General features: G+C 44.8%; 21 protein-coding genes and 2 tRNA genes. 13 read left to right on the top strand and 10 right to left on the bottom strand.

What is annotated here, in order from left to right; genetic code table 11:
• Positions 1-45 precede the first annotated feature (45 nt).
• The 4 genes from dapF to VXQ92_RS05590 form a co-directional block, all read right to left on the bottom strand.
• Positions 46-891 (bottom strand): diaminopimelate epimerase, encoded by an 846-nt coding sequence (dapF, locus tag VXQ92_RS05605; protein WP_416680790.1) that lies wholly within the window; start codon positions 889-891, stop codon positions 46-48.
• 13 nt (positions 892-904) lie between these two features.
• Positions 905-2,149 carry a diaminopimelate decarboxylase gene (gene lysA / locus VXQ92_RS05600; RefSeq protein ID WP_416680789.1) on the bottom strand — a complete coding sequence of 415 codons (1,245 nt, stop codon included), beginning with the start codon at positions 2,147-2,149 and terminating at the stop codon, positions 905-907.
• Between the two features lie 24 nt (positions 2,150-2,173).
• Positions 2,174-2,407 carry an LPS translocon maturation chaperone LptM gene (gene lptM, locus VXQ92_RS05595; protein ID WP_144724626.1) on the bottom strand — a complete coding sequence of 78 codons (234 nt, stop codon included), beginning with the start codon at positions 2,405-2,407 and terminating at the stop codon, positions 2,174-2,176.
• 132 nt (positions 2,408-2,539) lie between these two features.
• Entirely contained in the window at positions 2,540-3,943 is a 1,404-nt protein-coding gene (locus tag VXQ92_RS05590; protein ID WP_064102829.1) for an amino acid permease, read from the bottom strand.
• 319 nt (positions 3,944-4,262) lie between these two features.
• Here VXQ92_RS05590 and VXQ92_RS05585 point away from each other — a divergent pair, with 319 nt between their 5' ends.
• Complete coding sequence (locus VXQ92_RS05585) at positions 4,263-5,609, top strand: alanine/glycine:cation symporter family protein (protein WP_064102830.1); 1,347 nt, start codon at positions 4,263-4,265, stop codon at positions 5,607-5,609.
• A 96-nt stretch (positions 5,610-5,705) separates the two neighbouring features.
• Here VXQ92_RS05585 and VXQ92_RS05580 read toward each other — a convergent pair whose 3' ends face one another.
• Positions 5,706-6,110 carry a hypothetical protein gene (locus VXQ92_RS05580; protein WP_064096295.1) on the bottom strand — a complete coding sequence of 135 codons (405 nt, stop codon included), beginning with the start codon at positions 6,108-6,110 and terminating at the stop codon, positions 5,706-5,708.
• Between the two features lie 174 nt (positions 6,111-6,284).
• On the opposite strand from VXQ92_RS05580, the gene radA reads away from it, so the two are divergent.
• The 12 genes from radA (at position 6,285) to VXQ92_RS05520 (ending at position 22,444) form a co-directional block, all read left to right on the top strand.
• Positions 6,285-7,676 (top strand): DNA repair protein RadA, encoded by a 1,392-nt coding sequence (gene radA, locus VXQ92_RS05575; protein ID WP_004645722.1) that lies wholly within the window; start codon positions 6,285-6,287, stop codon positions 7,674-7,676.
• Between the two features lie 118 nt (positions 7,677-7,794).
• On the top strand, positions 7,795-8,799 hold the full coding sequence (locus VXQ92_RS05570; RefSeq protein ID WP_416680788.1) for a Tim44 domain-containing protein: 1,005 nt from the start codon (positions 7,795-7,797) through the stop codon (positions 8,797-8,799).
• A gap of 225 nt (positions 8,800-9,024) precedes the next feature.
• Positions 9,025-9,381: a hypothetical protein gene (locus tag VXQ92_RS05565; RefSeq protein ID WP_416680787.1), complete on the top strand. Its 357-nt coding sequence runs from the start codon at positions 9,025-9,027 to the stop codon at positions 9,379-9,381.
• A 1-nt stretch (position 9,382) separates the two neighbouring features.
• On the top strand, positions 9,383-11,116 hold the full coding sequence (locus VXQ92_RS05560; protein ID WP_416680786.1) for a PepSY-associated TM helix domain-containing protein: 1,734 nt from the start codon (positions 9,383-9,385) through the stop codon (positions 11,114-11,116).
• Positions 11,113-11,451 (top strand): DUF3325 family protein, encoded by a 339-nt coding sequence (locus VXQ92_RS05555; RefSeq protein ID WP_416680785.1) that lies wholly within the window; start codon positions 11,113-11,115, stop codon positions 11,449-11,451. The genes VXQ92_RS05560 and VXQ92_RS05555 overlap by 4 nt, the downstream gene beginning before the upstream one ends.
• Positions 11,452-11,548: 97 nt before the next feature.
• Positions 11,549-12,073 carry a tetratricopeptide repeat protein gene (locus VXQ92_RS05550; protein ID WP_213687532.1) on the top strand — a complete coding sequence of 175 codons (525 nt, stop codon included), beginning with the start codon at positions 11,549-11,551 and terminating at the stop codon, positions 12,071-12,073.
• Between the two features lie 344 nt (positions 12,074-12,417).
• Positions 12,418-13,800 carry an adenosylhomocysteinase gene (ahcY, locus tag VXQ92_RS05545; RefSeq protein WP_416680784.1) on the top strand — a complete coding sequence of 461 codons (1,383 nt, stop codon included), beginning with the start codon at positions 12,418-12,420 and terminating at the stop codon, positions 13,798-13,800.
• A gap of 182 nt (positions 13,801-13,982) precedes the next feature.
• Entirely contained in the window at positions 13,983-14,819 is an 837-nt protein-coding gene (metF, locus tag VXQ92_RS05540; protein ID WP_064102836.1) for a methylenetetrahydrofolate reductase [NAD(P)H], read from the top strand.
• Between the two features lie 108 nt (positions 14,820-14,927).
• Positions 14,928-15,638, top strand: coding sequence for a 16S rRNA (uracil(1498)-N(3))-methyltransferase (locus VXQ92_RS05535; RefSeq protein ID WP_064102837.1), 711 nt, complete (start codon positions 14,928-14,930; stop codon positions 15,636-15,638).
• 179 nt (positions 15,639-15,817) lie between these two features.
• Positions 15,818-18,694: an EAL domain-containing protein gene (locus VXQ92_RS05530; RefSeq protein WP_416680783.1), complete on the top strand. Its 2,877-nt coding sequence runs from the start codon at positions 15,818-15,820 to the stop codon at positions 18,692-18,694.
• Between the two features lie 140 nt (positions 18,695-18,834).
• On the top strand, positions 18,835-21,114 hold the full coding sequence (locus tag VXQ92_RS05525) for an NADP-dependent malic enzyme (RefSeq protein WP_416680782.1): 2,280 nt from the start codon (positions 18,835-18,837) through the stop codon (positions 21,112-21,114).
• 94 nt (positions 21,115-21,208) lie between these two features.
• A complete protein-coding gene (locus tag VXQ92_RS05520; RefSeq protein WP_416680781.1) occupies positions 21,209-22,444 on the top strand; it encodes a multifunctional CCA addition/repair protein in 1,236 nt (411 codons plus the stop codon).
• An 82-nt stretch (positions 22,445-22,526) separates the two neighbouring features.
• Here VXQ92_RS05520 and epmA read toward each other — a convergent pair whose 3' ends face one another.
• The 5 genes from epmA to greB form a co-directional block, all read right to left on the bottom strand.
• Complete coding sequence (epmA, locus tag VXQ92_RS05515; protein ID WP_416680780.1) at positions 22,527-23,501, bottom strand: EF-P lysine aminoacylase EpmA; 975 nt, start codon at positions 23,499-23,501, stop codon at positions 22,527-22,529.
• Entirely contained in the window at positions 23,498-24,565 is a 1,068-nt protein-coding gene (locus VXQ92_RS05510) for a 4-phosphoerythronate dehydrogenase (RefSeq protein ID WP_144725253.1), read from the bottom strand. The genes epmA and VXQ92_RS05510 overlap by 4 nt, the downstream gene beginning before the upstream one ends.
• A 178-nt stretch (positions 24,566-24,743) precedes the next feature.
• Positions 24,744-24,833, bottom strand: a tRNA-Ser gene (locus VXQ92_RS05505).
• 273 nt (positions 24,834-25,106) lie between these two features.
• Positions 25,107-25,196 (bottom strand) — tRNA-Ser (locus tag VXQ92_RS05500).
• Between the two features lie 88 nt (positions 25,197-25,284).
• A complete protein-coding gene (gene greB / locus VXQ92_RS05495) occupies positions 25,285-25,779 on the bottom strand; it encodes a transcription elongation factor GreB (RefSeq protein ID WP_416680779.1) in 495 nt (164 codons plus the stop codon).
• Between the last annotated feature and the right edge of the window lie 275 nt (positions 25,780-26,054).

The following is a 26,054-nucleotide window of genomic DNA, read 5'->3' as shown; positions in this document are numbered from 1 at the left end:
AGCACCGTCGATCAGACAGTGCTTTTTTCTCAAGCGGCACGAAATTTAACTCTGGAAATAACGTAAATCCAGACGACCTTCATACACGGTAGCCGTTGGTCCAGTCATCCAGACCACATCACCTTCTTTCCACTCAATCTGCAACTTTCCACCTGCAAGTTCGATTTCGACTTTGCTCGACAGCAGACCACGGCGCATACCAGACACTGCGGCTGCACAGGCACCTGTACCACAGGCCAAGGTCTCGCCTACACCACGTTCATATACACGTAAACGTGCATGTTTCTCATCAATAATCTGCATAAATCCGGCATTGACCCGTGCCGGGAAACGCGCATGCGACTCGACCTGCGGACCAATACGTGCGACATCTGCAGTAATCACATCCGGTACAATCGTCACCGCATGCGGATTACCCATATTCACCACATCAATCGTCAGCTTTTCACCGCCAGCAAGATCGATGTCATACAGGCTCTCCGGCGCATCAGCCACAAATGGAATTTCCTGAGGCAGGAATTTTGGATAGCCCATATTCACACGCACCCAGCCATTCGCGCCCAATTCTGGTACTACAATACCTGACTTGGTTTGTACCTTGATTTTGGTTTTGGCGGTCAACTGCCGATCATGCACAAACTTGGCAAAACAGCGCACACCGTTGCCACATTGTTCCACTTCCGAACCATCAGCATTAAAAATCCGGTATTTAAAGTCTGCACTCGGAATATCAGGCGGCTCAACGATCAATAACTGATCAAAACCAACCCCAAAGTGACGGTTGGCCAGGCGTTGAATCGTCAGGGTATCCAGATAAGCACGCTGGCTGATCAGGTCCACTACCATAAAGTCATTGCCCAAGCCATGCATCTTGGTAAATTCTAATAACATCCTGATTTACTCCTTAAGGCAATAAACGCTCACGTTCCCAGAGGGATTCAATCGTTTCACGTTCACGAATCAGATGCGCCTGATCGGCGTCGACCATCACCTCAGCAGCACGGCCACGGCTGTTATAGTTTGAACTCATGACAAAGCCGTATGCACCCGCACCAAGCACTGCCAGCACATCATTTTCCTTGATCGCAAGCTTGCGCTCTTTACCCAGGAAATCACCAGTTTCACAGATGGCACCCACGACATCCCATTCTTTGCTTTCGACATCAGTACGCGGCCTAACAGGTTGAATGTCCATCCATGCTTCATACAAAGCTGGACGAATCAGGTCATTCATCGCTGCATCAATGATCGCGAAATTGCGGTGACTGGTCGGTTTGAGTAGATCCACTTTGGTCAGTAGCACCCCCGCATTGGCAGAAATACTGCGTCCCGGCTCCATATACACCTTCAAGCCCAGTTTTTCTAAAGCTGGACGCAGTGCGTTGGCATATTCTTCAACCGACGGCGGGGTTTCATCTTTATACGTCACGCCCAGACCGCCACCAATATCGATGTGCTTAAGGTGGATGCCCAGCTCTTTTAACTGCTCAATCATGACAATAACCCGATCCAGTGCATCGACAAATGGCTGGGTTTCGGTCAGCTGTGAACCGATATGGCAGTCAATTCCGACCACATCCAGATTTGGCAATGATGCCGCATATTGATAGGTTTCAAACACGCTATCCGATGGAATACCGAATTTATTTTCTTTTAAACCGGTTGAAATATAAGGATGGGTTTTGGCATCGACATCCGGATTCACGCGCAATGAAATCGGTGCTTTGACATTCAATTCAGCCGCCACCTTTTGAATACGATCCAGCTCGGCATAAGATTCTACGTTGAAACACGCGATCCCGACTTCCAAAGCTTTTTTGATATCTGCTTCAGTTTTACCCAAACCGGAAAATACAATTTTCGATGCATCACCACCGGCTTTTAGCACACGGGCCAATTCACCACCGGTCACAATATCAAAACCTGCACCTTGCTTTGCCAATACATTCAATACCGCAAGATTAGAGTTGGACTTTACCGCAAAACAGATTTGATGATCGATAAAGTTAAAAGCACGGTCCATATCTAAAAAATGTTTTTCCAAAGTGGCTTTGGAATAAACATAGAGTGGTGTGCCAAATTGCTCCGCGAGCTGTTGTAATGAACATTGCTCAGCGTGCAATACCCCATTAATGCGGGTGAAACTCATGAAGGTATCCTTTCTGTGAAAGCGTTATGGTGTGGTTTTAACGTCTGAATCGGCAGGTGCAGCAAACTGTTGTGGCATGGGTATCTCGCGTTCTTCATCGGACGCTTTGGACTCATTTTCAGTATTTTTGTATAGCAGATACTTGGTCCGCTTGTCGTAATTCGGATCATTTGGCAAGTGCAAAGCACCTGACTGTCCACAACCTGCAAGAACGAGACCTGTCGCTAAGATACTGATGTAGCAAATGACTTGGCGCATCTGACCACCTAATGTAATAGTTTCGATGAAGTATAACGCGATCATTCAGCATGACCCAAGCGTTAAACGCTAGAGAGTATCTTTAGACAAAAAAAAACGCCAGCAGATCGCTGACGTTTTTATTGATAAGGTTTATTTATGTTTCTGTTTATAGAAGCCAAAATAGCCAATGACTAGCAAAATAAACCAGATCGGGCTGACCATTAGGGCCTGGCGGGTATCTTCTTCCAGCGCCAAGACCACAATCATGCTGAGGAAGAAGATAATTACCATCCAGCATGTCACCAGACCGCCCGGCAACTTAAAGGTTGATTTGGCATGCAGTTCCGGACGTGTTTTGTAATACACGATATAGCTCCAGATAATAATGATCCAGACACAGATAAACAGAATCGTGGACAAAGTCGTGGCCAAGGTAAATGCCCGGACAGTATTTGGAACAAAATACTGCAGTGCTGCTCCCAGCAACAAACATACCGCTGAGAAATACAGGGCGTTGGCAGGGACCGCACGACGGTTCAGGCGACCAAAAGCCACCGGTGCCTGCTTTTCACGTGACAGGCCAAACAGCATACGACTGGTCGAGAATACGCCACTGTTCATTGATGACATTACCGAGGACAACACCACCAGATTCATGATAATCGCAGCCGCTGCAATGCCAGCCTGACTGAACAGGTTTACAAAGGGCGAAACATTCGGGTCAATCTGGTTCCAGGGTGTCACTGACATCACAATCAGCAATGCCAAAACATAGAAAATAATGATACGGATCGGAATAGAATTCACCGCTTTTGGCAGGTTCTTTTCTGGATCTTTGGTTTCAGCCGCAGTAGTCCCCACCAGCTCCACCCCGACAAAGGCAAAGATGGCAATCTGGAAACCGGCAAGGAAGCCCATGGCACCTGTAGGGAATATCCCACCATGATCCCAGATATGACTAAATGAAGCGACCGTTCCAGCATCAGAAGTGAATCCGGTAAAGATCATCCAGAGGCCGACGGCAATCAGCACCACAATGGCAATAATCTTGACCAGGGCAAACCAGAATTCCATTTCACCAAACAGTTTTACCGTGACCAGATTCAGGCCTATGATAAACACAATCGAGGCAATACTGATCATTACCCCCTCTTCAGGACTAAAGGGCAAGCCATTATTAAAGAATTGCAGATAGTAAATGATGGCGGACAGATCTGCGATCCCGATGGTGATCCAGCACAACCAGTAGGTCCAGCCAACAAAGTATCCCGCCCAAGGCCCAATCAGATCCGTGGCAAAATCAATAAATGATTTATATTGCAAGTTGGAAAGTAACAGCTCGCCCAGTGCACGCATCACCAGAAAGACCATAAAACCGATGATCATATAGATCACCAGAATCGAAGGTCCTGCGAGACTGATAGTTTTACCCGATCCCATAAACAGGCCGGTTCCGATGGCACCCCCAATGGCAATTAGCTGTAGGTGCCGGTTGGATAGACTCCGCTTTAATTCATCGTGCTCCGCCGACGAATTGTTATAGTTTTCTGACATTATTAATTACAACTTCGAATTTTACTTGCGACAAATTAACGTAAAAAATGCTGAATACAAAAATAAAAATCACATCATTTGTATTTCCTGATTAATTGAAGAAGTTAATTTATTTTTCTTATATCGCCCTCCAAACCCATTTCTACCTTATTTTCGACCTGCAAGATTTCAGTAATTTCTTGTCAAACCCCTAAAATTATGTAAAAAATAGAACACTATTCAGCCATTTTATGCACTCAGGATGAAGGCATCTGGCATAGCAATTGCTTTTTAATCAATATCTCGAACGACGCAAACATGGATCCATAAGAAGAATTTTATGCAAAATTTACAAAGTTTAATGGAAACTTTAAGCGGCTGGGTCTGGGGCCCTTATATGTTGGTACTGATTGTCGGTACCGGGGTATTCCTCACCTTCCGTTTATTGTTCTGGCAGTTCCGCATGTTGCCACTGGCTTTTAAACAGGTCTTTGGCAAGCACCCAGACCACGCAGGTGATATTTCCCAATTTGCTTCACTCATGACCGCACTTTCTGCCACGATTGGTACCGGTAATATTGCCGGCGTGGCCACTGCCTGTGTTCTTGGTGGTCCAGGGGCTGTGTTCTGGATGTGGATGACGGCCCTTTTTGGTATGGCGACCAAATACGGTGAAGGTGTTCTGGCAGTCAAATACCGAATTAAAAATGAGAAAGGTGAAATGTCCGGTGGCCCGATGTACTACATCGAACGCGGACTGAAATGGAAATGGCTGGCGCTGATTTTTGCTTTTTTCGGGGCAATCGCCTCTTTTGGTATTGGTAGCTCCGTACAGTCCAATACCGTAGCATTGGCAGTGCAAAACAGCTTGGGCATCGAAACCTGGATGACAGGTATTATTATTACCGCTTTTTCGGCACTGGTGATTTTGGGCGGGATTAAATCAATTTCCAGAGCAGCATCACTGATTGTTCCTATTATGGCTATAGGCTATGTGGCAGGGGGATTAATTATTATTTTTAATAATCTCGAACTGGTCGTTCCTGCGCTTAAAATCATCTTTACCTATGCCTTTACTGGAGAGGCTGCAGTAGGCGGTGCAATTGGTGCGGCGATTCGTTATGGTGTAGCACGTGGCGTATTCTCCAACGAAGCGGGTATGGGTTCTGCGCCAATTGCGGCCGCAGCAGCAAAAACTGATCATCCGGCCCGTCAAGGTCTAGTGTCTATGACCGGTACGTTTATTGACACTATTATTGTCTGTTCAATCACTGGTATTGTTCTGGTCATGGGCTATATCATGGCAGGCAATTCATTCGGAGGCCAAACCGGTGCCGTATTGACCATCGGTGTATTCGACAAGCTGCTACCCGGTATTGGTGGCTGGGTGGTTACTTTCGGGATCATTTTCTTCGCTTATTCCACCATTTTGGGCTGGAGCTACTATGGCGAAAAATGTACCAGCTATTTACTTGGCGAAAAATTCGTTTTGCCCTATCGCATTATTTATATTGCCTCAGTGTTTATCGGCTGCATTGCAACCCTGGATCTGGTCTGGCTATTCGCCGATACCTTTAATGGCCTCATGGCGGTGCCGAACTTAATCGCATTATTATTACTGTCTGGTGTCATTGTCAAAGAATCGAAAGACTTCATTGCAAAACGTAAATCTGGTGAGCTGTATTAATAGATAAGTTGTGTAAATACTCAATTCACATATAAAAAAGCCACGTAAATCGTGGCTTTTTTATACTTCAGTTTTCCCATTTTTCATTATGAAATTTTAGCAACGTAAACCACTACAGGCGAGCTTGTCCCGCTCAGATTCAAGCTCCAGTGCCAGTCCTAAAGATAAAACAAAGAACTGAATGCCTTCAATTTTCATATTGCCCTGTTCATCTTCCAGATATCCACTCAGTTTTTGATAGGTTTTATGATGCAGATCAAAAGGTACATCCAGATAAAGCCCACCCAGGTAGATTTCACTATGGACGGTTTGATCCAGACCTAAACACGGCATATAGGCAATCCCCTGTTGCTCTAGCCAGCCGATCAACATTTGGCGAACCGAGTCTGCGTTCCGATCTGGATGTATATAATGATCAAAATGCACAAATAACACATCACGGTTTTTTTCACGTGCGATCGCATCAATATGTTTCAGCAATTGTGACAAGATCTGTTCCATTCCAGCATAACAAGACGGGCATTATAGACGGCGTTACCGCACAGTATTCAAATCAGCATAAATAAAAGCGACAAACCTTGTCGTAAAAACCATGATTTTTCAGGTGAAAGGCTTGGTTTTCGATAGCATTCACCGCTATGCTGTCACTCAATTTCAATCGCTTCATCTTCAAATATGGCTAAAGCAAAAAGTGTGTATCGTTGTGAACAATGTGGTGCCGATCATCCCAAATGGTCGGGGCAGTGTTCTGAATGCGGGGAATGGAACAGCCTGGTTGAGGTGACCATTGCACCGGCAGTGACGCATCGCGCCCAGCCAAAAATTGGTGGTGGATACGCCGGCCAGGCGTCTAGCATTACTACCTTAAATCAGGTCTCAGTCTCTCATGAAACCCGTCTTCCGACGGGTATCAGCGAATTTGACCGGGTCTTGGGTGGCGGACTGGTGACCGGTTCGGTGGTCCTGATCGGCGGTGATCCCGGGATTGGTAAATCTACCATCTTGCTACAAACAGCCACGCACATGGCATCTGCCAAAAATCCGGCCCTGTATGTGACAGGTGAGGAATCCTTGTCTCAGGTGGCTTTACGTGCCCAGCGTCTGGATCTGCCGACCGACCAGCTCAAAGTCATGGCAGAAACCTGCGTCGAACGTATTTGTGAAGTGCTGGCCCAGCAACGTCCTGCGGTGGCAATCCTGGACTCGATCCAAACCTTGTATACCGAAACCCTGCAATCTGCACCGGGTGGTGTCTCACAGATTCGTGAATCAGCGGCCCTATTGACCCGTTTTGCCAAAAACAGTGGCACGTCTTTGTTTCTGGTCGGTCATGTAACCAAAGAAGGCGCACTGGCCGGCCCACGTGTACTGGAACATATGGTCGACTGTGTACTGTATTTTGAAGGCCAGTCGGATTCACGTTACAGGATGATCCGAGCGGTCAAAAACCGTTTTGGTGCGGTTAATGAACTCGGTGTGTTCGGCATGACCGACAAAGGTCTACGCGAAGTTTCCAATCCTTCAGCCATCTTTTTAAGCCGTTATGATGAAGCGATTCCCGGCTCAATTGTAATGATCAGCCGGGAAGGTACGCGCCCGCTCCTGGTTGAAGTTCAGGCCCTAGTCGATGATGCACATGGCCAACCACGACGTGTAGCGCTTGGCCTGGATCAGAATCGCTTGAATATGCTCCTTGCAGTCATGCATCGGCATGGTGGTGTGCAAACCTCCGGCCAGGATGTTTATGTCAATATCGTCGGTGGGTTGAAAATCACCGAAACCGGTTCGGATCTGGCGGTACTTCTCGCCTGCGCCTCCAGCATTCGTGGCAAAGCCTTACCGCAACAGCTGGCGGTTTTTGGTGAAGTCGGCCTGTCTGGAGAGATTCGTCCTGTGCCGAACGGCCAGGAACGCCTAAAAGAAGCGATTAAACATGGGTTTAAATATATTATTGTCCCTCGCGGCAATGCACCGCAAAAACCCATTGAAGGCGTGCAAATTATTGCAGTTGCGCGTTTACATGAAGCCTTAAGCGAGGCGATGGCGCTGAGTGATGAACTCAACTAACTGTAAACTGGCCTATTTGGTACAAAGAGCAAAAAAATACAGATTTTTGATTGAAATTCCACACAAAGCCTATATAAATAGACTGTACAAACAGGTTTTATTCTCATAGGAAAAATGAATGGAAGTTCGACAGCGCGGTTTGATCACAGGTCTCTTGACAGCAGTTTTATTGGTTGCGCCTTTTGCAGCTGAAGCAAAACGTGCCGGTGGCGGTAAAAGTCACGGCATGCAACGTTCTGCACAACCTACTCAATCTTATCAACAACCTCGTCAAACTGCGCCTGCTCAACAAGCGCCAGTTGCCGGTGCTGCAACCCAGCAAAAATCTGGTCCGGGTGTCGGCGGTATGGTGGCCGCGGGTGTAGCCGGTGCTGCGATTGGTGCAGTTGCTGCCAATGCCTTGGCGGATGATCAAAGTGTAGCAGCATCTGAAGCTCAGGCTGCTCAAGCAGAAGAGGAAAAAGGTGGTATTCCGGGCTGGATCTGGATCCTTCTTGCTGCTGCTGTTGCCTTCTTCATTTTCCGTAAAATGAGCGCAAAAAAAAAAGTAGCTTCTAACCCTTTTGCACCAAATAGCGGTGCTGGTAATACAGCACCTTTTGGTCAGGCACCGACTGCACCTCGCGGTGGTGACAGTACCAATATTTTTGGCCAGAACGTGGGTGGTCAAACGTCAAGCAATAATGCTCCGCTTGGTTCCGCTCCGGTAAATAATGCGCCTTTTGGTGCAGCTTATACCCAAAGTGGCAGCCAGTTACCGGATGGTACTGAACCTGCTGCATTCTTGCGTGTAGCGCGTCAGCGTTTTAACCATATTCAGTCCATGAATACAGCAAGCAACATTTCTGAAATTCAGCGTTATCTGACTCCTGATCTTTATCAGTCAATGTATAACGACATCATGAGCAATCAGGATCAGGATGTTGCCGAGTTTTCAAATCTGAATGCGATGGTCGTCGACTCATCGACTGACAATGGCCAGTATATTGTCAGCGTACGCTTTACCGGTACGGTAAGCGAAGACTTAAACAGCTTGCCGCAACCGTTCGCAGAAATCTGGCATTTCACCAAACCAGCAGGTTCAAATCAGGACTGGGTGGTTGCAGGTATTCAGCAAGACTAATCGTGAATAAATGAAGTGTAGACAGCGGCCCTCGAGCCGCTGTTTTTATTTTTAAGCCTTATATTTTGATCTATTTTAACTCTATTCCCTTCTCTCTTTTTAACCCAACTTCCAGTTTTACTTATTTTTCATATAAATAGTTCAGCAACCTATATTTAAAATCTAAACAATAATTGTTATCATTCTCATAAAATAACTTTCTTAAGTATACAGACAGAATTTTCGATGATGAATAGTCCGAATATGCAAGCTATAGCGACTGAAACAGTCACTGCACCGAAACCATCAAGCAAAAATAAAGTCAAAGCCAATATGCAGGCTTACCGTGGGATGATTTTATATCGCTTTATTCTGGCGGGTGTGGGCGGTTATCTACTGGCTACACTGGCAACGATCGTGATTGCCCAACTTTTTATCGACAGTGGAAGCAGTGCTGCCATGTCCGCGACCCTGATTGGCTTTAGCTTGAATACCGCTGCATTTATTTGGGTATTTATGGTGAATAAAACGCTCAAAGCTACGCTCGGGATCGCGATTCCCGGTGTTTTGCTCTATATCGCCTATAAGCTTTTAGGAAATTAAAATGAGAATAGATGCAAAACCCGAAGGGCCGCGCCAGTCGATGGCATGGTTGCATACTTGGGCCAGTCTGATTTTAGGCTGGCTTTTATATGCGATATTTTTAACGGGAACCTTAAGTTTTTTCCAGAACGAAATTACCGTCTGGATGAAACCAGAATTTCATCAGTCAGTTCCACCAAAGACTCAAATCGAACAAACCCGTGTGGCACTGGCTTATCTGCAACAGCACCATCGGAATGCTGGCAGCTGGGCGATCCAGCTTCCTACCACACGCCAAAATACCACCACCCTGACTATTCGTAGTACCGGCGAAGATCCGCGTGCCCGTCGTGGCGGTACCCGCGTGACGATTGACAGCGCCACGGGCGAAGTTTTGCAAGCGCGTGAAACACGCGGTGGCTCCTTCCTATACCGCTTCCATTTTGAATTGTATGGTTTGCCAAGGATCTGGGGGCGCTGGATTGTCGGCATTGCGACCCTGCTCATGCTGGTGGCAATCATCAGCGGTGTAATTACCCATAAGAAAATTTTCAAGGATTTTTTTACTTTTCGTCCCGGCAAAGGTCAGCGTTCCTGGCTGGATGCACATAATGCTACTGCGGTATTTGCCCTGCCCTTTCATATCATGATTACCTTCAGTGGTTTATTACTATTGCTCTTTACCCTGATGCCTTGGGGCGTAAACCAGATTTATGAAAATCGTGGTGCTTTCCTTCAAGATCAACGTAAAAGTTTGATTCAGAACACCAGTATTCAAGCTGAATCCCGTGAAGGCCGTAGTGAGAGTAAAGAACGTCGACCGCAAGCTGAGAGAGAAAATCGTGACGAGCGCGGTGAAATGTCTGCACGTGGTACAGGTCGCCACTCTCGTGATGAAATGCAAGCTGCACCTCCTGCACCATTAACCGATTTGACTCCGATCTTGGCAATAGCCGAAAAAGAATGGAAAAATAATCCAGTGGGTACGATAACTATCATCCAGCCAAATACCGTAAAAGCTGAAATTGAACTTCGTGCTTTAAACGGAGTCAGCGTAGCTTATCGCAATGTTTATCCGAGCCTTGCTTTCAATGGCGTAACAGGTGAATTAAAGTCGGATCAAACCACACTGAAAACACCTTCGGTTGCAAATGGTATTTATAATGTATTCACCACATTGCATGAAGCACGTGGCGTGGATCTGGCTTTACGCTGGTTATTGTTCATGTCAGGTGTGGTCGGCACCTTGATGATTGCGACTGGTTTGATTCTATGGTGTGTTAAACGTGCACCACAGCAACAGAAGCAAGGCTATAAATCCTTTGGCTATCGCGTGGTTGAAGTCACCAATATCGCTGCCATTATTGGTTTACCTATTGCCTGTGCTGCCTATTTCTATGCCAACCGCTTTATTCCGGCAGACATGGAGATGCGTTTGAACTGGGAAATTCGTAGCTTCTTTATTGTCTGGTTGCTGACGTTGCTTTATGCCATGATTCGCAGTCATCGTCAGGCCTGGCTGGAACTATTACTGCTCGCCACTGCCGCATTTACCTTGCTCCCAATCGTGAATTTCATGACCGGCGGTCAGGCGATCTGGAATAGCATCTTGCATGGTCAATGGGTCATTGCTTCTTTTGATCTGGCGATGTGGGTTGTTGCAATCCTGTTCTGGTTTTCATTTAAAAAAGTAAAAAACCATAAAGGTTTGCCGTCTAAAAAAGCCAAGGCTGCTCTCAAGGAGAATCACGCATGATGTTCTTCTTAATGATTTGGGCTTTAACTTCACTGGGTTTCTTTGCGCTTGCCACGTCGATGTCCAAACATCAAAAACAGATTTTTGACAGAGAACTTGACCCTGCAAAAACACAACTTGCGACTATTCTCGGTTGGATATTGTTAATAATTTCCCTGATTCTGTGTCTGTTAACAGGAGCTGTCAGCAATATGATCAGTTACTGGCTGGGTAGTCTGACTTTTGCAGCACTGGTGGTCGGCTTAAGCCTGAGTTATCTGGCAAGTAAAATTAAAGTGATCGTAATGTTCTGTGTGTTCATCGCCTCGATCTCAGGGATTATTTGCTTAATCTAATCATTGGATTGACCAATCTCTTTAAAAAGCTGACCTTCGGATTGGCTTTTTTGCTTTAAACCTTTTAGTCTACGCACAATATTTTTGAGATGTTGATATGACCCAGCGTGTTTCTCCCCCTGCTGCCTTGACTAATCTTGCCTTAGCCGGCAATGCTGAAGCGCAATTTGAACTGGCTGAACTGTATATGCAAAGCGAGCATGATGATGACATCATTCTTGCTGAAGAATGGGCGTTGAAAGCTGCCAACGGCGGGCTGGTGGATGCAATGTACTGGTTAGGTGAAGGTTATACCGTTTATGCCAAAGAACTAGCAGAAGAAGATCCGGAAGAATCCAAAGCTCACTTTGAGTTAGCCTATTACTGGTTAAGCAAGGCCAATATCGAGAAGCACCCTGCTGCGACTTTAGAGCTGGCGGGTTTCTACCGTCGCGGTGATGTGATTGAAAAAGATGTAGAGAAATCAATTTCTTTAGTGAAACAGGCTGCGGAATGGGGTGAAGTTCAGGCCATGCGCGATCTTGCTTTTATTTATGCCAATGGTTTAGGTGTAGATGGTGATGAAGAACTAGCTGAGTTCTGGACCCAAAAAGCGGATGCTGCTGAGCAAGAAGCTAAATAAAACGAAAAGCCCGTCAAATGATAGGCTTTTTATTTAACTCTCATACTCCCTCCTACATGATGCAGAAGAATCTTAAAAGAAAACATTTAATTTACCGTATTTATATTGATAGGCTTTTGATCAATTAAAAGCTCAAAATACAGAAAATAAATAATATTATCTTTTTCAACTTGGCTCATGTTTAGATTCCAAGTACAATACTGCGCTAGTCGAGGGATGCTGCGACGTTTTACAGGCACTAAATGTAAAATCGCTAGGCTCGACCATCGGTCAGACATTCGTTCTGATCAACAACGGCATCCGCGAACAGAACGATCCAATCTATTTTTTCCTAGGAGATCCTGATGAACGCGGTTACTGCTTCATTTACAGATTACAAAGTTGCTGATATTTCACTTGCTGATTACGGCCGTAAAGAAATCAAACTTGCTGAAGCTGAAATGCCAGCCCTAATGGGTCTGCGTAAACGCTACTCAGCAGCAAAACCACTGGCAGGCGCGAAAATTCTCGGCTGTATCCATATGACCATTCAAACTGCTGTTCTTATTGAAACACTGGTTGAATTAGGCGCTGAAGTTCGCTGGACTTCATGTAACATTTTCTCTACTCAAGACCATGCTGCTGCTGCTATCGCTGCTGCGGGCATTCCTGTATTTGCCTGGAAAGGCGAAACTGAAGAAGAATACATGTGGTGTCTTGAACAACAAATCAATGTAAATGGCAAACCTTGGGATGCCAACATGATTCTTGACGATGGCGGTGACTTAACGCTACTTGTTCACGAAAAATACCCAGAAGTGATTGCAAAAATTCACGGTGTAACTGAAGAAACAACGACAGGTGTTCAACGTCTGTACGAAATGCTTCGTGATGGCACTTTAAAAGTTCCTGCAATCAACGTAAACGATTCAGTAACCAAGTCTAAAAACGACAACAAATACGGTTGCCGCCATTCACTAAATGATGCAATCAAACGTGGTACAGATATGCTTTTATCTGGCCGTCGTGCGCTGGTAATCGGTTACGGTGACGTAGGTAAAGGTTCTGCTCAATCCCTTCGTCAAGAAGGCATGATTGTACGCGTAACTGAAGTTGACCCAATCTGTGCAATGCAAGCATGTATGGACGGTTATGAAGTTGTATCTCCATACAAAAATGGCGTGCAAACTGGCAAGAAAGAAGACATCAATATTGATCTTCTTCAAAACACTGACCTGATCGTAACGACTACGGGTAACTACCACGTTTGTGATTCAGCAATGCTTGATTCATTAAAAGCAGGCGCTGTTGTATGTAACATCGGTCACTTCGATACTGAAATTGATACAGCTTACCTACGTGGCTACAAGTGGGTTGAAGTTAAACCTCAAGTACACCAAGTGTATCGTTCAGAAAATGAAAATGATTACCTGATCCTTCTTTCTGAAGGCCGTCTGGTGAACCTTGGTAATGCGACTGGTCACCCATCACGCATTATGGATGGTTCATTTGCCAACCAGGTATTGGGCCAAATGCATTTGTTCGCTGAGAAATTTGCTGACCTTCCAGAATCTGAAAAAGCTGCACAAATTCGTGTAGAACTTCTTCCTAAGAAATTAGATGAAGAGGTTGCTGCTGCGATGGTTGCTGGTTTCGGTGGTGTCTTGACTCAACTGACTCCAGAACAGGCAGACTACCTAGGTGTACCTGTTGAAGGCCCATTCAAGTCGGATGCTTATAAATACTAATTTTTGTTTTACCTCTCCCTAGCCCTCTCCTAAAAGGAGAGGGAAACTTCTATTGTGAAAATAGTTAGAGGGTAAGCCTTAAAGACCTTAACTATCATAATGGAAGTCCCTTCTCCCTTTGGGAGAAGGTTAGGATGAGGGCAATCCAAAATTACAAGTATTTATAAAAAAAGGATTTGAACATGTCTAAACAGATTCCAATTTCATTTGAATTCTTCCCAACCAAAACAGATGTAGGCGCGGAAAAACTCAAGCTTGTACATCAAGAGTTACAACTCTTAAATCCAGAATTCTTTTCTGTGACCTATGGTGCTGGCGGTTCAACCCGTGAACGCACCCTGTCTACCATCAATGACTTTAATGGCAAAGGTGCACCTGTTGCCCCTCACCTGTCTTGTATTGGCGATGATAAGGCACGTATTGCAGAACTTCTAGACCTGTACAAATCTCAAGGTATTGACCGTATTGTTGCCCTGCGTGGTGACTTACCTTCTGGTCAGGTCGGTTTGGGTGAATTACCTTATGCACAGGATCTGGTCCGCTTTATCCGTGAACATTCAGGTGATCATTTCAAGATTGAAGTGGCAGCTTATCCGGAAATGCATCCACAGGCTGAAAGCTTTGACAAAGACATTCAGCACTTTGTTGATAAAGTCAATGCGGGCGCCAATGCGGCATTAACCCAGTTCTTCTTCAATCCAGATGCTTATTTCTATTTTGTAGATCGTATCCAGAAAGCAGGAATCGATATTCCGGTTGCCCCTGGCATCATGCCAATTACCAATGCCAGTAATCTGATTCGTTTTGCTGATGGTACTGGTGCTGAAATTCCACGCTGGATTCGCAAACAACTGGCTACCTATGGTGATGACACGGCCAGTATTAAAGCCTTTGGCCACGAAGTTGTGGTGAAATTCTGTGAGCGCCTGCTTGCAGGTGGGGCGCCAAGCCTGCACTTTTACACCATGAATACTACTGATCCTACACGCAAGCTTGTGAAAGACTTAGGTCTCGCATAAGTTTCTAGGCTGCATTGAGCTTCCCCACTCTTTCTTTCTCTGGAAGAAATTCAAAGAGGGAAAACAGCAATGCAGTCCTGTTTTGTTCTACCTGAGAGTAATCACCCCATGCCACGTTTTTTTATTGAAGCAGACTTAAATGTTGATACTGCGGTCGAGTTAACAGAAACCGTTTTTCATCATTGGGTGAAGGTATTACGTGCTCAAGTGGGCGAAACTGCAACATTGTTTAATGGGCAGGGTGGCGAATATGACGTGACCCTTACTGAAGTTGCTAAAAAATCAGCTACGGTCTCGGTCAATGCATTCAATCCCGCTAATCGCACACCCAAGTTTCAGGCTTTGCTCGGTCAGGTCATGAGCAAAGGCGACCGTATGGATTATGCAATTCAGAAAGCTGTCGAACTGGGCGTATCCGAGATTCAGCTGTTGACCTCGGAACGTTGCGAAATGCGTTTAAAGTATGATCGCGACCAGAAAAAACTGGAACATTGGCAAGGTGTTGCTATTGCCGCTTGTGAACAGTGTGGTCTAAATATTGTACCCAAGATTTTAGCACCCATTTCCCTTGAAAGATGGCTGGAAAATGAATTGCCAGACACCAAACTGGTTTTAGCACCTAATAAAGATGAAACAGATGTACTGGCAGAGGCGACCCTGGATCTTGCCTTATTGATTGGTCCCGAAGGAGGTCTGAGTGAAGCGGAAATTAATGCCGCCAACCACAAAGGTTTTCGTAACTGGTGTATAGGCGAGCGTGTACTGCGTACTGAAACTGCCCCTGTTGTAGCCCTGTCTATTTTAAATTATGTACTTTAGTTCATCGGGTAGGTAAAATTTTGTCTTTAATTTTGTTGATTTTTATTTTTAAGACAACTAATCTCGACTAAAGAATAACAACTACTTATTAATTGATTTTCACACATTTCCTGGGGGTTTTTATAATAACAATGCACAAGGACGAAAACCGTATAGGATGAATACAGGCATTGACTCACATGGTTGATAATCCAGACGATTATATTCAGCAGCACCTACATGATGCTCAGATTGCGAACACGCTGCGTCATAGTCGCTATTTTTTGCTCAGCATAATGGTGATCTGTCTTTATATTTTTTGTATTTATCACATTCAATACAGACCTTCTAATACCTATTTTAATATCTGGTTTATTCTGACAGAGCTCCTTGTCAGCATGTGCTGGCTGGCGAGTACGCTGTACTTTAAACCTGAGCACTATAACCAGAAGAATGCGCATCGCTGGTTACAGTTTCAAAGTCTGGCTGTGGGGATCTGTATCGCGGCAGGTATTTTTACCATTTACTATTATTTGCCTCAAGCCAACCCAGCCTTTAACGATATTGAAGCACTGACCTTGTCCGCCTTGTTGCTGATTGTTACCCAAGCTTTCGGTTTAACCTATTTAACCCAGAAACTGAGCTATTTCTGTCTGGCATTTTTTCCGTCTTTACTGCCCTTTTTACTGTCGCAAATTTATCCGACAGGTGATTCCAATCCTTTCTTTGCACTGGCTTTAAATTTTTCCATGATTGTGATTTTGCTATGTGCAACAAGCAGCTACCGTATTCATAGCCGTACCTCACGTCTGTATGTAGAAAATGATATTCTGGTAAAAAATGCAGAACAGCAGATTCATTGGACGGATGAACTTTGTCAGCAACTCAAAACTGAAGTTAATAAATCTAAAGATATTGAACTTCAATTACAGCTCAGCAATCAGTTGCTGGAACAGAAAGTACGGGAACGCACCTATGATATCGAGCAGATCAATCAGGATCTGAAGAATAAGCAGCAAGATCTGGAACTGGCACATAAAATTGCCGGTATCCGCCCTTGGGACTGGAATATTCAAGCACGCAACATCACCCTCACCAATCATAAAGATGAAAAGATTCTGCGTGATTCCAAAGATCATCATCTGCAATTACAGCATCTGATCCACCCGGACGACCTGGACCATTTTAAACGCAATATGAAACAGCACCTACGCGGTCAGACTGAACGCTACGATGCTACCTACCGGATCAGGCTCAGTGAAGGTGGCTGGAGCTGGGTACATGACATTGGTCGGGTAATCAGCCGCGACCCTAACAATAATAAGCCCTTAAGAATGGTTGGTATCCGTCGTGATATTCAACAGGAACGGCTGTCTCAAGAGCGTTTAAAGCTGGTAGCCAGTGTACTGGAACAGGCCGCAGAAGGGATTTTCATTTTGAATCCTGATTTAGATTATATCGATGTGAATCCTCACTACGAATACCTGAGCGGTTTTGAGCGACATCAGATTATTGGTAAATCCCTATTTGATATTGTAGCGAAAAATAAATCCCAGCAACGCGCTTTTCAGGCCAGCATCGTCAAGCAGATCCAGAAAATTGGCTCTTATGATGGAGAGGTCAACGCAAAATTTCTGTCTGGCAAGGAGTCAACCTTATGGCTGCACATCAATGCCGTTACCGATGATGAAGGCCGGATTACCCATTACATTGGCATCGTATCGGATCTGACTGAACGCAAATTACAGGAACAGCGCCTGTCCTATCTGGAAAATTACGATACCTTGACCGATTTGCCCAACCGTTTCTATTATAACTATCAGCTGCACCAATATCTGGTTTCACAAAAAGACTCTCTTAAGCAGATGGCTGTGATTCGACTTAATATCGACCGTTTCCGGCCGTTGAATGAATACCTGTCCAATAATGGCGGTGATGAACTTTTACGTCAGGTGGCACAGCGCCTGCGCATGACCAATGCAGAAGCATTGTTTGTTGCCCATCTGAATGGTGATGATTTTGCCATTCTCTATGAAATTTCACATATTCGTCCTTCTGTTCAGCACCATTGTGAACGCATTGCCCAAGCCTTTAGCCAAGCGTTTAATATTTACGGTCAGGATCATGTAATTACCCTGTCTATGGGCGTGGCATTTTATCCAGATCATGGCCGCCAGCTGGATTATTTAAATAACTGTGCTGAACAGGCATTAAAAGAAGCCAAGAACCTAGGCGGCAATACCATTCATTTTTATTCAAGTGAAAATGATGCCTTGCAGAAAAATGGAATCTTCCTGGAACGGGATCTGCGTAAAGCAATCCAGAATAATGAACTGATTGTCTATTATCAGCCAAAAATCAATTTCAGTGATCACAGCATTTATGGCTTTGAAGCGCTGATTCGCTGGGCCCATCCAGAAAAAGGAATTATTGCACCCGATTTATTTATTCCTTTAGCCGAACAAACCAGCCTGATTTCAGATATTGGCCGTCTGGTCATTCAGCAGACTGCTAAACAGATTCGCCAATGGAATGATCTGGGCTTTAATCATATTTGTGTATCAGTCAATGTCGTGGCCCAGCAGTTGCGTCGCGGTCAGTTGCTGGATGATCTGGATCAGGCCATTGCAGACCACCAGATTTCAGGTAACAGTCTGGAACTGGAAATTACGGAATCTTCGTTAATTGAAAATTCAGAAGCAGTCAAAAACCTGCTGAACGAGATTAAACAGCGACATATTCATATTGCGCTGGATGATTTTGGTACAGGCTATTCATCCCTTTCCTATCTTGCTGATTTTCCAATCGATACCTTAAAAATTGATCGCAGTTTTGTTTCTAAGATTGGAAAAAACAAACATGAAGCAATTGTCAGTGCTATGGTGGCCATGGGCAAAGCCATGGGTATGACCGTGGTTGCAGAAGGGATCGAGACTGAAGAACAATTAGAATATTTACGGGATTTAGACTGTGATATAGCCCAAGGCTTCTTATTTTCCAAAGCCCTGCCTGAACGAGAAGCAACCGCTTATTTAGTGCAAGACAAGACAGCTCAATCTTATACATATCAAGTCTAAGTCTATATTTGACCACAATAAGTTTGTTGGAAAAACGGCCGTCTTTGTCTGTCCGAACTGGTTAACAAATGGTATATTCAGGAACATAAATAAATTCTTTGCCCACTGACTGGGTAATCTTTACAACGATCGAGAGACTGATGGACGAACAATCTTTAAAGCAACAGGCCCTTTACTATCACGAATTTCCTACCCCGGGGAAAATCAGCGTTACACCAAGCAAACAATTGGTCAACCAACGTGACTTGGCCCTTGCTTACTCGCCTGGCGTAGCTGCACCTTGCCTTGAGATTGAACGCGACCCTTCAACTGCTGCATTGTATACAGCACGGGGTAACCTGGTTGCTGTAGTAACCAACGGTACTGCTGTGCTGGGCTTGGGTAATATTGGCCCTTTGGCTTCTAAACCGGTGATGGAAGGTAAAGGCGTATTATTCAAAAAATTTGCTGGTGTGGATGTATTCGATATTGAAATTGCTGAAAATGATCCAGACAAAATTGTAGATATTGTCGCGGCATTAGAACCGACTTTTGGCGGGATTAACCTGGAAGATATCAAGGCGCCAGAGTGCTTCTATATTGAGCAGAAACTGCGTGAACGCATGAATATTCCTGTATTCCATGATGACCAGCACGGTACTTCGATCATTGTCGGTTCTGCTTTACTTAACGCCCTGGAAATTAATGGCAAAAAAATTGAAGAGATCAAGATTGTAGCTTCAGGTGCCGGTGCTGCAGCACTCTCTTGCTTAAATCTGCTTTGTGCTCTGGGTGCTAATAAAGAGAACATCATTGTTGCCGATTCACGCGGTCTGCTGACTACGCATCGTGAAGGTCTGGATGAATCCAAAAAAGCTTATGTGCAAGACATTGAAGCTACTCAGCTAGGTGACGTGATTGCAGGCGCAGACATGTTCCTCGGTCTTTCTGCTGCCGGCATTCTGACCAAAGAAATGGTCAAGGTCATGGCAAAAGATCCGATCATCTTTGCATTGGCGAACCCGGATCCAGAAATTCTGCCTGAACATGCGCATGAAGTTCGTGATGATGTCATCATGGCGACTGGCCGTTCTGACTATCCGAACCAGGTGAATAACGCGCTATGCTTCCCGTATATCTTCCGTGGTGCACTGGATGTGGGTGCAACCACTATTAATGAAGACATGAAAATTGCCTGTGTCCATGCAATTGCACGTATGGCGCATATTGAAGCCGATGCGGCAACCTATGGTGAAAAATCAGCTTCATTTGGCCGCGAATACCTGATTCCTGGTCCACTGGATCAACGTCTGATTCTGGAGATTGCACCTGCTGTGGCACAAGCTGCAATGGATTCTGGTGTTGCGACTCGTCCAATTCAGGATTTCTCGGCGTATCGTCAACGTCTGTCTGAGTTTGTCTACAACTCGGCATTCGTCATGAAACCGATTTTTGAACAGGCGAAATCTGATCCTAAACGCATTGCCTATGCTGAAGGTGAAGACCTGCGTGTATTACGTGCTGCACAAATTGCTGTGGATGAAGGCCTGGCAAAACCGATTCTGGTAGGCCGTCCGGCAGTCATCGAAGCCAATATCAAGAAACTGGGTTTACGTCTTGAAGATGGTGTAAATATCACTATCATTGATCAGGAAAAGAACCCGAACTATGAAATGTTTGCGGATGATTACTACAATATCATGCAGCGCAAGGGTGTAACGCCTGAATATGCACAGCGTGAAGCACGTCGCCGCTCTACTCTGATCGCTGCGATGTTGGTAAAACATGGCATGGCAGACGGTATGCTGTGTGGTACGTATTCTAGCTACGATATTCATCTGGACTTCGTCAGCAACATCATTGGCAAGAAAGATGGTCATAACACTTTCTTTACCTTGAATGCCTTGATGCTCGAAGACCGCAACCTGTTCATCGCCGATACCTATGTCAATACTAATCCAACGGCTGAACAGCTGGCTGAAATGACCATTCTGGCGGCTGAAGAAGTGCGCCGTTTTGGTATGACACCACGTATTGCCCTGCTTTCTCATTCAAGCTTTGGTTCAGACCAGCATGATGCCAGCGCGCAAAAAATGCGTAAAGTGTATGACATTCTGTCTGAAATCGCGCCTGAGCTGGAAGTTGAAGGTGAAATGCATGGCGATGCAGCACTGGATGAAAACATTCGTCAGTTTGCATTCCCGAATTCACGTTTCAAGGGCTCTGCAAACCTGCTGATCATGCCGAATCTAGATGCTGCCAATATCTCGTTTAACCTGTTAAAAGCAACTTCAGGCAACAATGTGACCATTGGACCAATTCTTCTGGGTGCGGCAAAACCTGTACACATCTTGACACCGACTGCAACTACGCGCCGTGTGATCAATATGACTGCGCTCACTGTGGCAGAAATCCAGCAAGCGGAACAAGATGCACTTTAAGCCAATGACAAGATAACGACGCATTCGCCTCGTTTCTTAACTTGAGAAAACCTCTATTCTGTAGCATGATGCTTCTAAGAATAGAGGTTTTTTCATGCAAGTTTATTTAGTAGGCGGCGCCGTTCGAGATCATTTGCTCGGACACCCCTATCACGAAAAAGATTATGTCGTCGTGGGTGCAACTCCCGCACAAATGCTTGAGCTAGGCTATCAGCCAGTAGGCAAAGACTTTCCTGTTTTTTTACATCCCCAAACAAAAGAAGAATATGCACTGGCGCGTACTGAACGTAAGTCTGGGCATGGTTACCATGGTTTTGAGTTTCATACCGATGTGAGCGTTACCCTGGAGCAAGATCTGATCCGGCGTGATCTGACCATTAATGCCATGGCCATGGATGAAGCTGGTCAGATTTATGATCCTTATGGCGGTCAGCAAGATCTGGAAAATCGGATTCTACGTCATGTTTCCGATGCTTTTGTTGAAGATCCATTACGGGTACTGCGGATTGCCCGGTTTGCTGCACGCTATACCAGTACGGGTTTCGTGATTGCCGATGAAACCATGGCATTGATGCAGCGCTTGACTGAATCTGGCGAATTAAATGCGCTCATACCTGAACGTGTCTGGAAAGAAACTTCGCGTGCATTATCGGAACGTCATGCTGATGTGTATTTTGAAGTATTACGTCAATGTGGGGCTTTAAAGGTGCTATTCCCTGAGATTGATGCCTTATATGGCATTCCGCAACGTCCTGAATATCATCCGGAAATTGACTGTGGCATTCACACCATGATGTCCTTACAGCAAGCTTGCCGTCAAAACTACAGCCTGGATGTACGTTTTGCCGTTTTAGTGCATGATTTAGGCAAGGCTTTAACGCCGCTTGAAGAATTACCGCGACATATCATGCATGAAGAACGTGGCATTAAACCAGTGAATGAACTGTGTGAGCGTTTAAAAGTGCCGACTTATACCAAGCAACTGGCTTTGGCGGTGTGCAAAGAACATCTGAAATGTCATCAGGCCTTCAATCTTAAACCGGGAACTTTATGGCGATTATTACAACGCCTGGATGTATTACGTCGCCCTGAACGTGTTGAAGCTTTTGTACAGGCTTGTGAATGTGATTCACGTGGCCGCCTGGGTCTGGAAGATCGTGCTTATCCACAAGCACAGTATATTCTTGATGCTATGCAGACCGTACGTGCCATCAAGGCACAAGACCTTCCTGCCGATATTCAGGGTCCGGATATTGGCGAAATGCTGATTGAACGACGGATTCAGGCACTTGGTCAGCTCAAAGCGCAACAAACCGTAGCGATTGAATAATAAAAAAGCACCTTCGGGTGCTTTTTTAATGGCTTAGTTTCTCTTTATCACAAAAAAATTAAGAAATATTGAATCAGTACCATCAGGAAATATCTGCCGGAAAGCTGATTACTTGCTCCAGTTTCATTTGATTAGTTGCAATCATCAACAAACGGTCAATTCCCAAAGCAATTCCTGAACATTCCGGCATCTTCGGTAAAGCCGCCAGTAAATATTCATCGATGGGCATGACATGCAAGCCAAGTTTGGCTCGTTCAGCATTATCTGCCTCAAAGCGCGAACGCAATATCTCGGCATCAATCAGCTCATCATAAGCATTGGCCAATTCTAAACCTTCGATATACAGTTCAAAACGTGCGGCGACCAGTTCACCATCTTCATCGATTCGGGTTTTGGCCAAAGAAGCCATTTCAGGGGGAAAATCGGTCAGGAATACTGCGGTATCAAACCCCAGACTAGGTTCAACCATATGTGAAAATAACAGGTCGATATAAGCGAGACGATCCTCGCCTAAATCCAGATTGAGACCGACGCGGCGGCAGCAGTCTTTCAGTTCTTGTATAGTTGCCTGAAGCGGATTGAGATCCAGACGATCCATAAATGCATTCTTATAACTCAGAATGGTCGGACGGATTTCGCCAAAACGTGCTTTCAAGGTCACATTCAACAGATCAGATACTTCAAACATCAGATCTTTTAAACTGAACCCCGGACGATACCATTCCAGCATGGTGAATTCGCTATTGTGCTTACGCCCATGCTCATCATCACGGAAAACTTTACAGATCTGGTAAATGGGTCCAGAACCACTTGCCAATAAGCGCTTCATGGCAAATTCAGGTGAGGTCTGCAAATAATGTGTATGCGCTTTACCCAGCACATGACGCTGGGCCTGTACCGAAGTCAAATGCACATCGGTCACACCGGCTTGAGATAAAATCGGTGTTTCGACTTCTAATACATCGCGCTCAGCAAAAAACTGACGGATTTGACGATATAAATTCGCACGCGCATGCATGGCTTGAAGGTCACAAGTGGGTTGATATGTCATCATCATGCCTTCGGCCCACCATGTGCTGCCCACTCACGACGTAGTGGGTAGGTTTTACGTAAATGATCAAATGCCTGCTGATCGACTTTACCTTCTTTGAGACAGGCACGTAGATTGGCATCATCACGAGCAATGTCATAAATTTGGGATAAATGCTGTTGCAATGCCATTTTTAAATCCTGCCCCTGAAAAAACTGCTCACAGACAGGCAGCTGGGATTCAAACTGTTTATTGGCCGCAAAACCGAAAGTGTGACAAAAAGCTTCGTAGATCATCTGGGTACCACGTGCCTTGCCTTCCAGACTATAGCCGGCAATATGCGGAGTGACCAAAGTCACCAGATCCAGAAGTTCTGCTGAAATCAGCGGCTCATGCTCAAAAACATCCAAAACCACGGTGCGATGTGTCGCCTGTATATCCTGGATCAGCGCGGCTTCTTCAATGACTGGCCCACGTGCTGAATTAATCAGGATTGCATCAGGCCGCATGTGCGCCAGCGAAGCAGCATTAAATAAATGATAGGTTGGATATGCGCCTGTTATGGTTAAAGGGACATGAATCGAAATTGCATCCGCCTGCTGCAATAATTCATGAAATTCAACTTGATCAACCTGCTCTCTTTGCACCAAAGGATCATAGCCAATCACGCGCCAGCCCAAGAGCTTCGCCATGTAGGCCAGTCGGATTCCAACATTACCCAAACCGACAATACCCAAGGTAAATGTCGCATTGGCATCGATTAATTCAGGACGCACCTGCAATAACGCGGTAATCACATATTCAGCCACTGCTTGCGCATTACAGCCGGCTGCATTACTCCATTGAATCCCATGCTGTTCTAATGCAGCAATATCCAAATGATCTGTGCCGATGGTGGCACTTCCTACAAATTTGATCGAACTATTCTTTAGCAGTGCTTCATTGACCTGAGTCACTGAACGTACCAGCAAGCTATCAGCATCTTTGACATCATCAGCGCTTAAGGTTCGTCCTGCACGATGTTGAATATCACCAAACTCGGAAAAAAAGTAATCGGTAAATGCCAGATTTTCATCTGCGACAATTTTCATAATGAGATCCATATGATGCTTGAGCGTATGATAGCGCGTTGATGCTTCTGACTCTATATTTGGCTGATGTGTCAATTTTCAAGATTTGGTAGCTTGATTTCAGAACTGAGGAATTTAAGATTCAGTATTTGCAGCTTAAAAAGAAAAACCCCAATCTTTCGACTGGGGTTTTAAAATTTGGCGGAAGCGGTGAGATTCGAACTCACGGAGGACTCACACCCTCGTCGGTTTTCAAGACCGGTGCATTAAACCGCTCTGCCACGCTTCCATGGCCGCCATCATATAAATAAATCAGATTTTTGGCAATAAAATTTAGCGAAACTTCTATAAAAAGCAGTTTATTCAGCTAAAAATCATCCGAAATCAAAGCCAACCTGAGTATTTCCATTCAAAGATTTGAATCTTGAAATGATCTTGAGTTGAATTTAACTCAGTAGAGAATGATGAGAGAAATAACCACATTCGGCATCCAGTCCGATCAACAATCGAAAAATATTGAGACATAAAAAAACCCAGTCAAATTGACTGGGTTTTTAAAATTTGGCGGAAGCGGTGAGATTCGAACTCACGGAGGACTCACACCCTCGTCGGTTTTCAAGACCGGTGCATTAAACCGCTCTGCCACGCTTCCATGGCCGACATAATATAAACAAAAATCATGCTTGGCAAATATTTTTATGCTTTTACCGAATCAACTGCACAAAATAAAATCAATTCAATTAATCTTCTGAATTTTCTGGCTTTTCATAGCGAATTGAATTAATGAACCAGAGCTTCTTTCCAGAGGGTGTCAGCACCTCGGCCTCATCATCAATCTGCTTGCCCAGTAAGGCGCGTGCCATCGGCGAATCAATCGAAATATGCTGCGGATGATGATCGTAAATTTCATCTACTCCTACAATACGCAAAGTCTTTTGTTCACCTTCTTCATTTTCAATGTCCACCCAAGCACCAAAATAGACCTTGCCTTCCTGCTCTGGAGAAAAATCGACAATTCTCAGCTCTTCCAGACGTTTTCCCAAATAGCGAACCCGGCGGTCAATTTTGCGTAAAAGTTGCTTGTTGTACTGGTAATCCGCATTTTCAGAACGGTCACCGAGACTGGCTGCCCAATTCACTTTTTTGGTAATTTCCGGACGTTCTTCATGCCAGAGATTCTTAAGTTCTGCCACCAATTTATCGTGTCCGCCACGAGTAATTAAGTTAGATTTCATACATCTTGCTGATCATATTTTCACTGTTTTAACTCACAAACAGCTTATTTTATTTACCATTTTAAAACAATGCCAAATTTCAAAAAAAATAATCATTATATTTCAATAATTTAAAATTATTTTTAAAAATAATTTGTGTACAAAATTTGACAATCGTTTTTCAGATCATTAATATGCCAACAATTTCCGGAAATGCTTACTTTTTAAACTATGTAGTTTTTCTACATAATTATCTTTAAATCTCTTGTCATTTTGAATGACGTCATGACTGCCCA

The sequence above is a fragment of the Acinetobacter sp. 228 genome (genome assembly GCF_048147885.1).
This window is presented reverse-complemented; position numbering and strand designations above follow the sequence as displayed.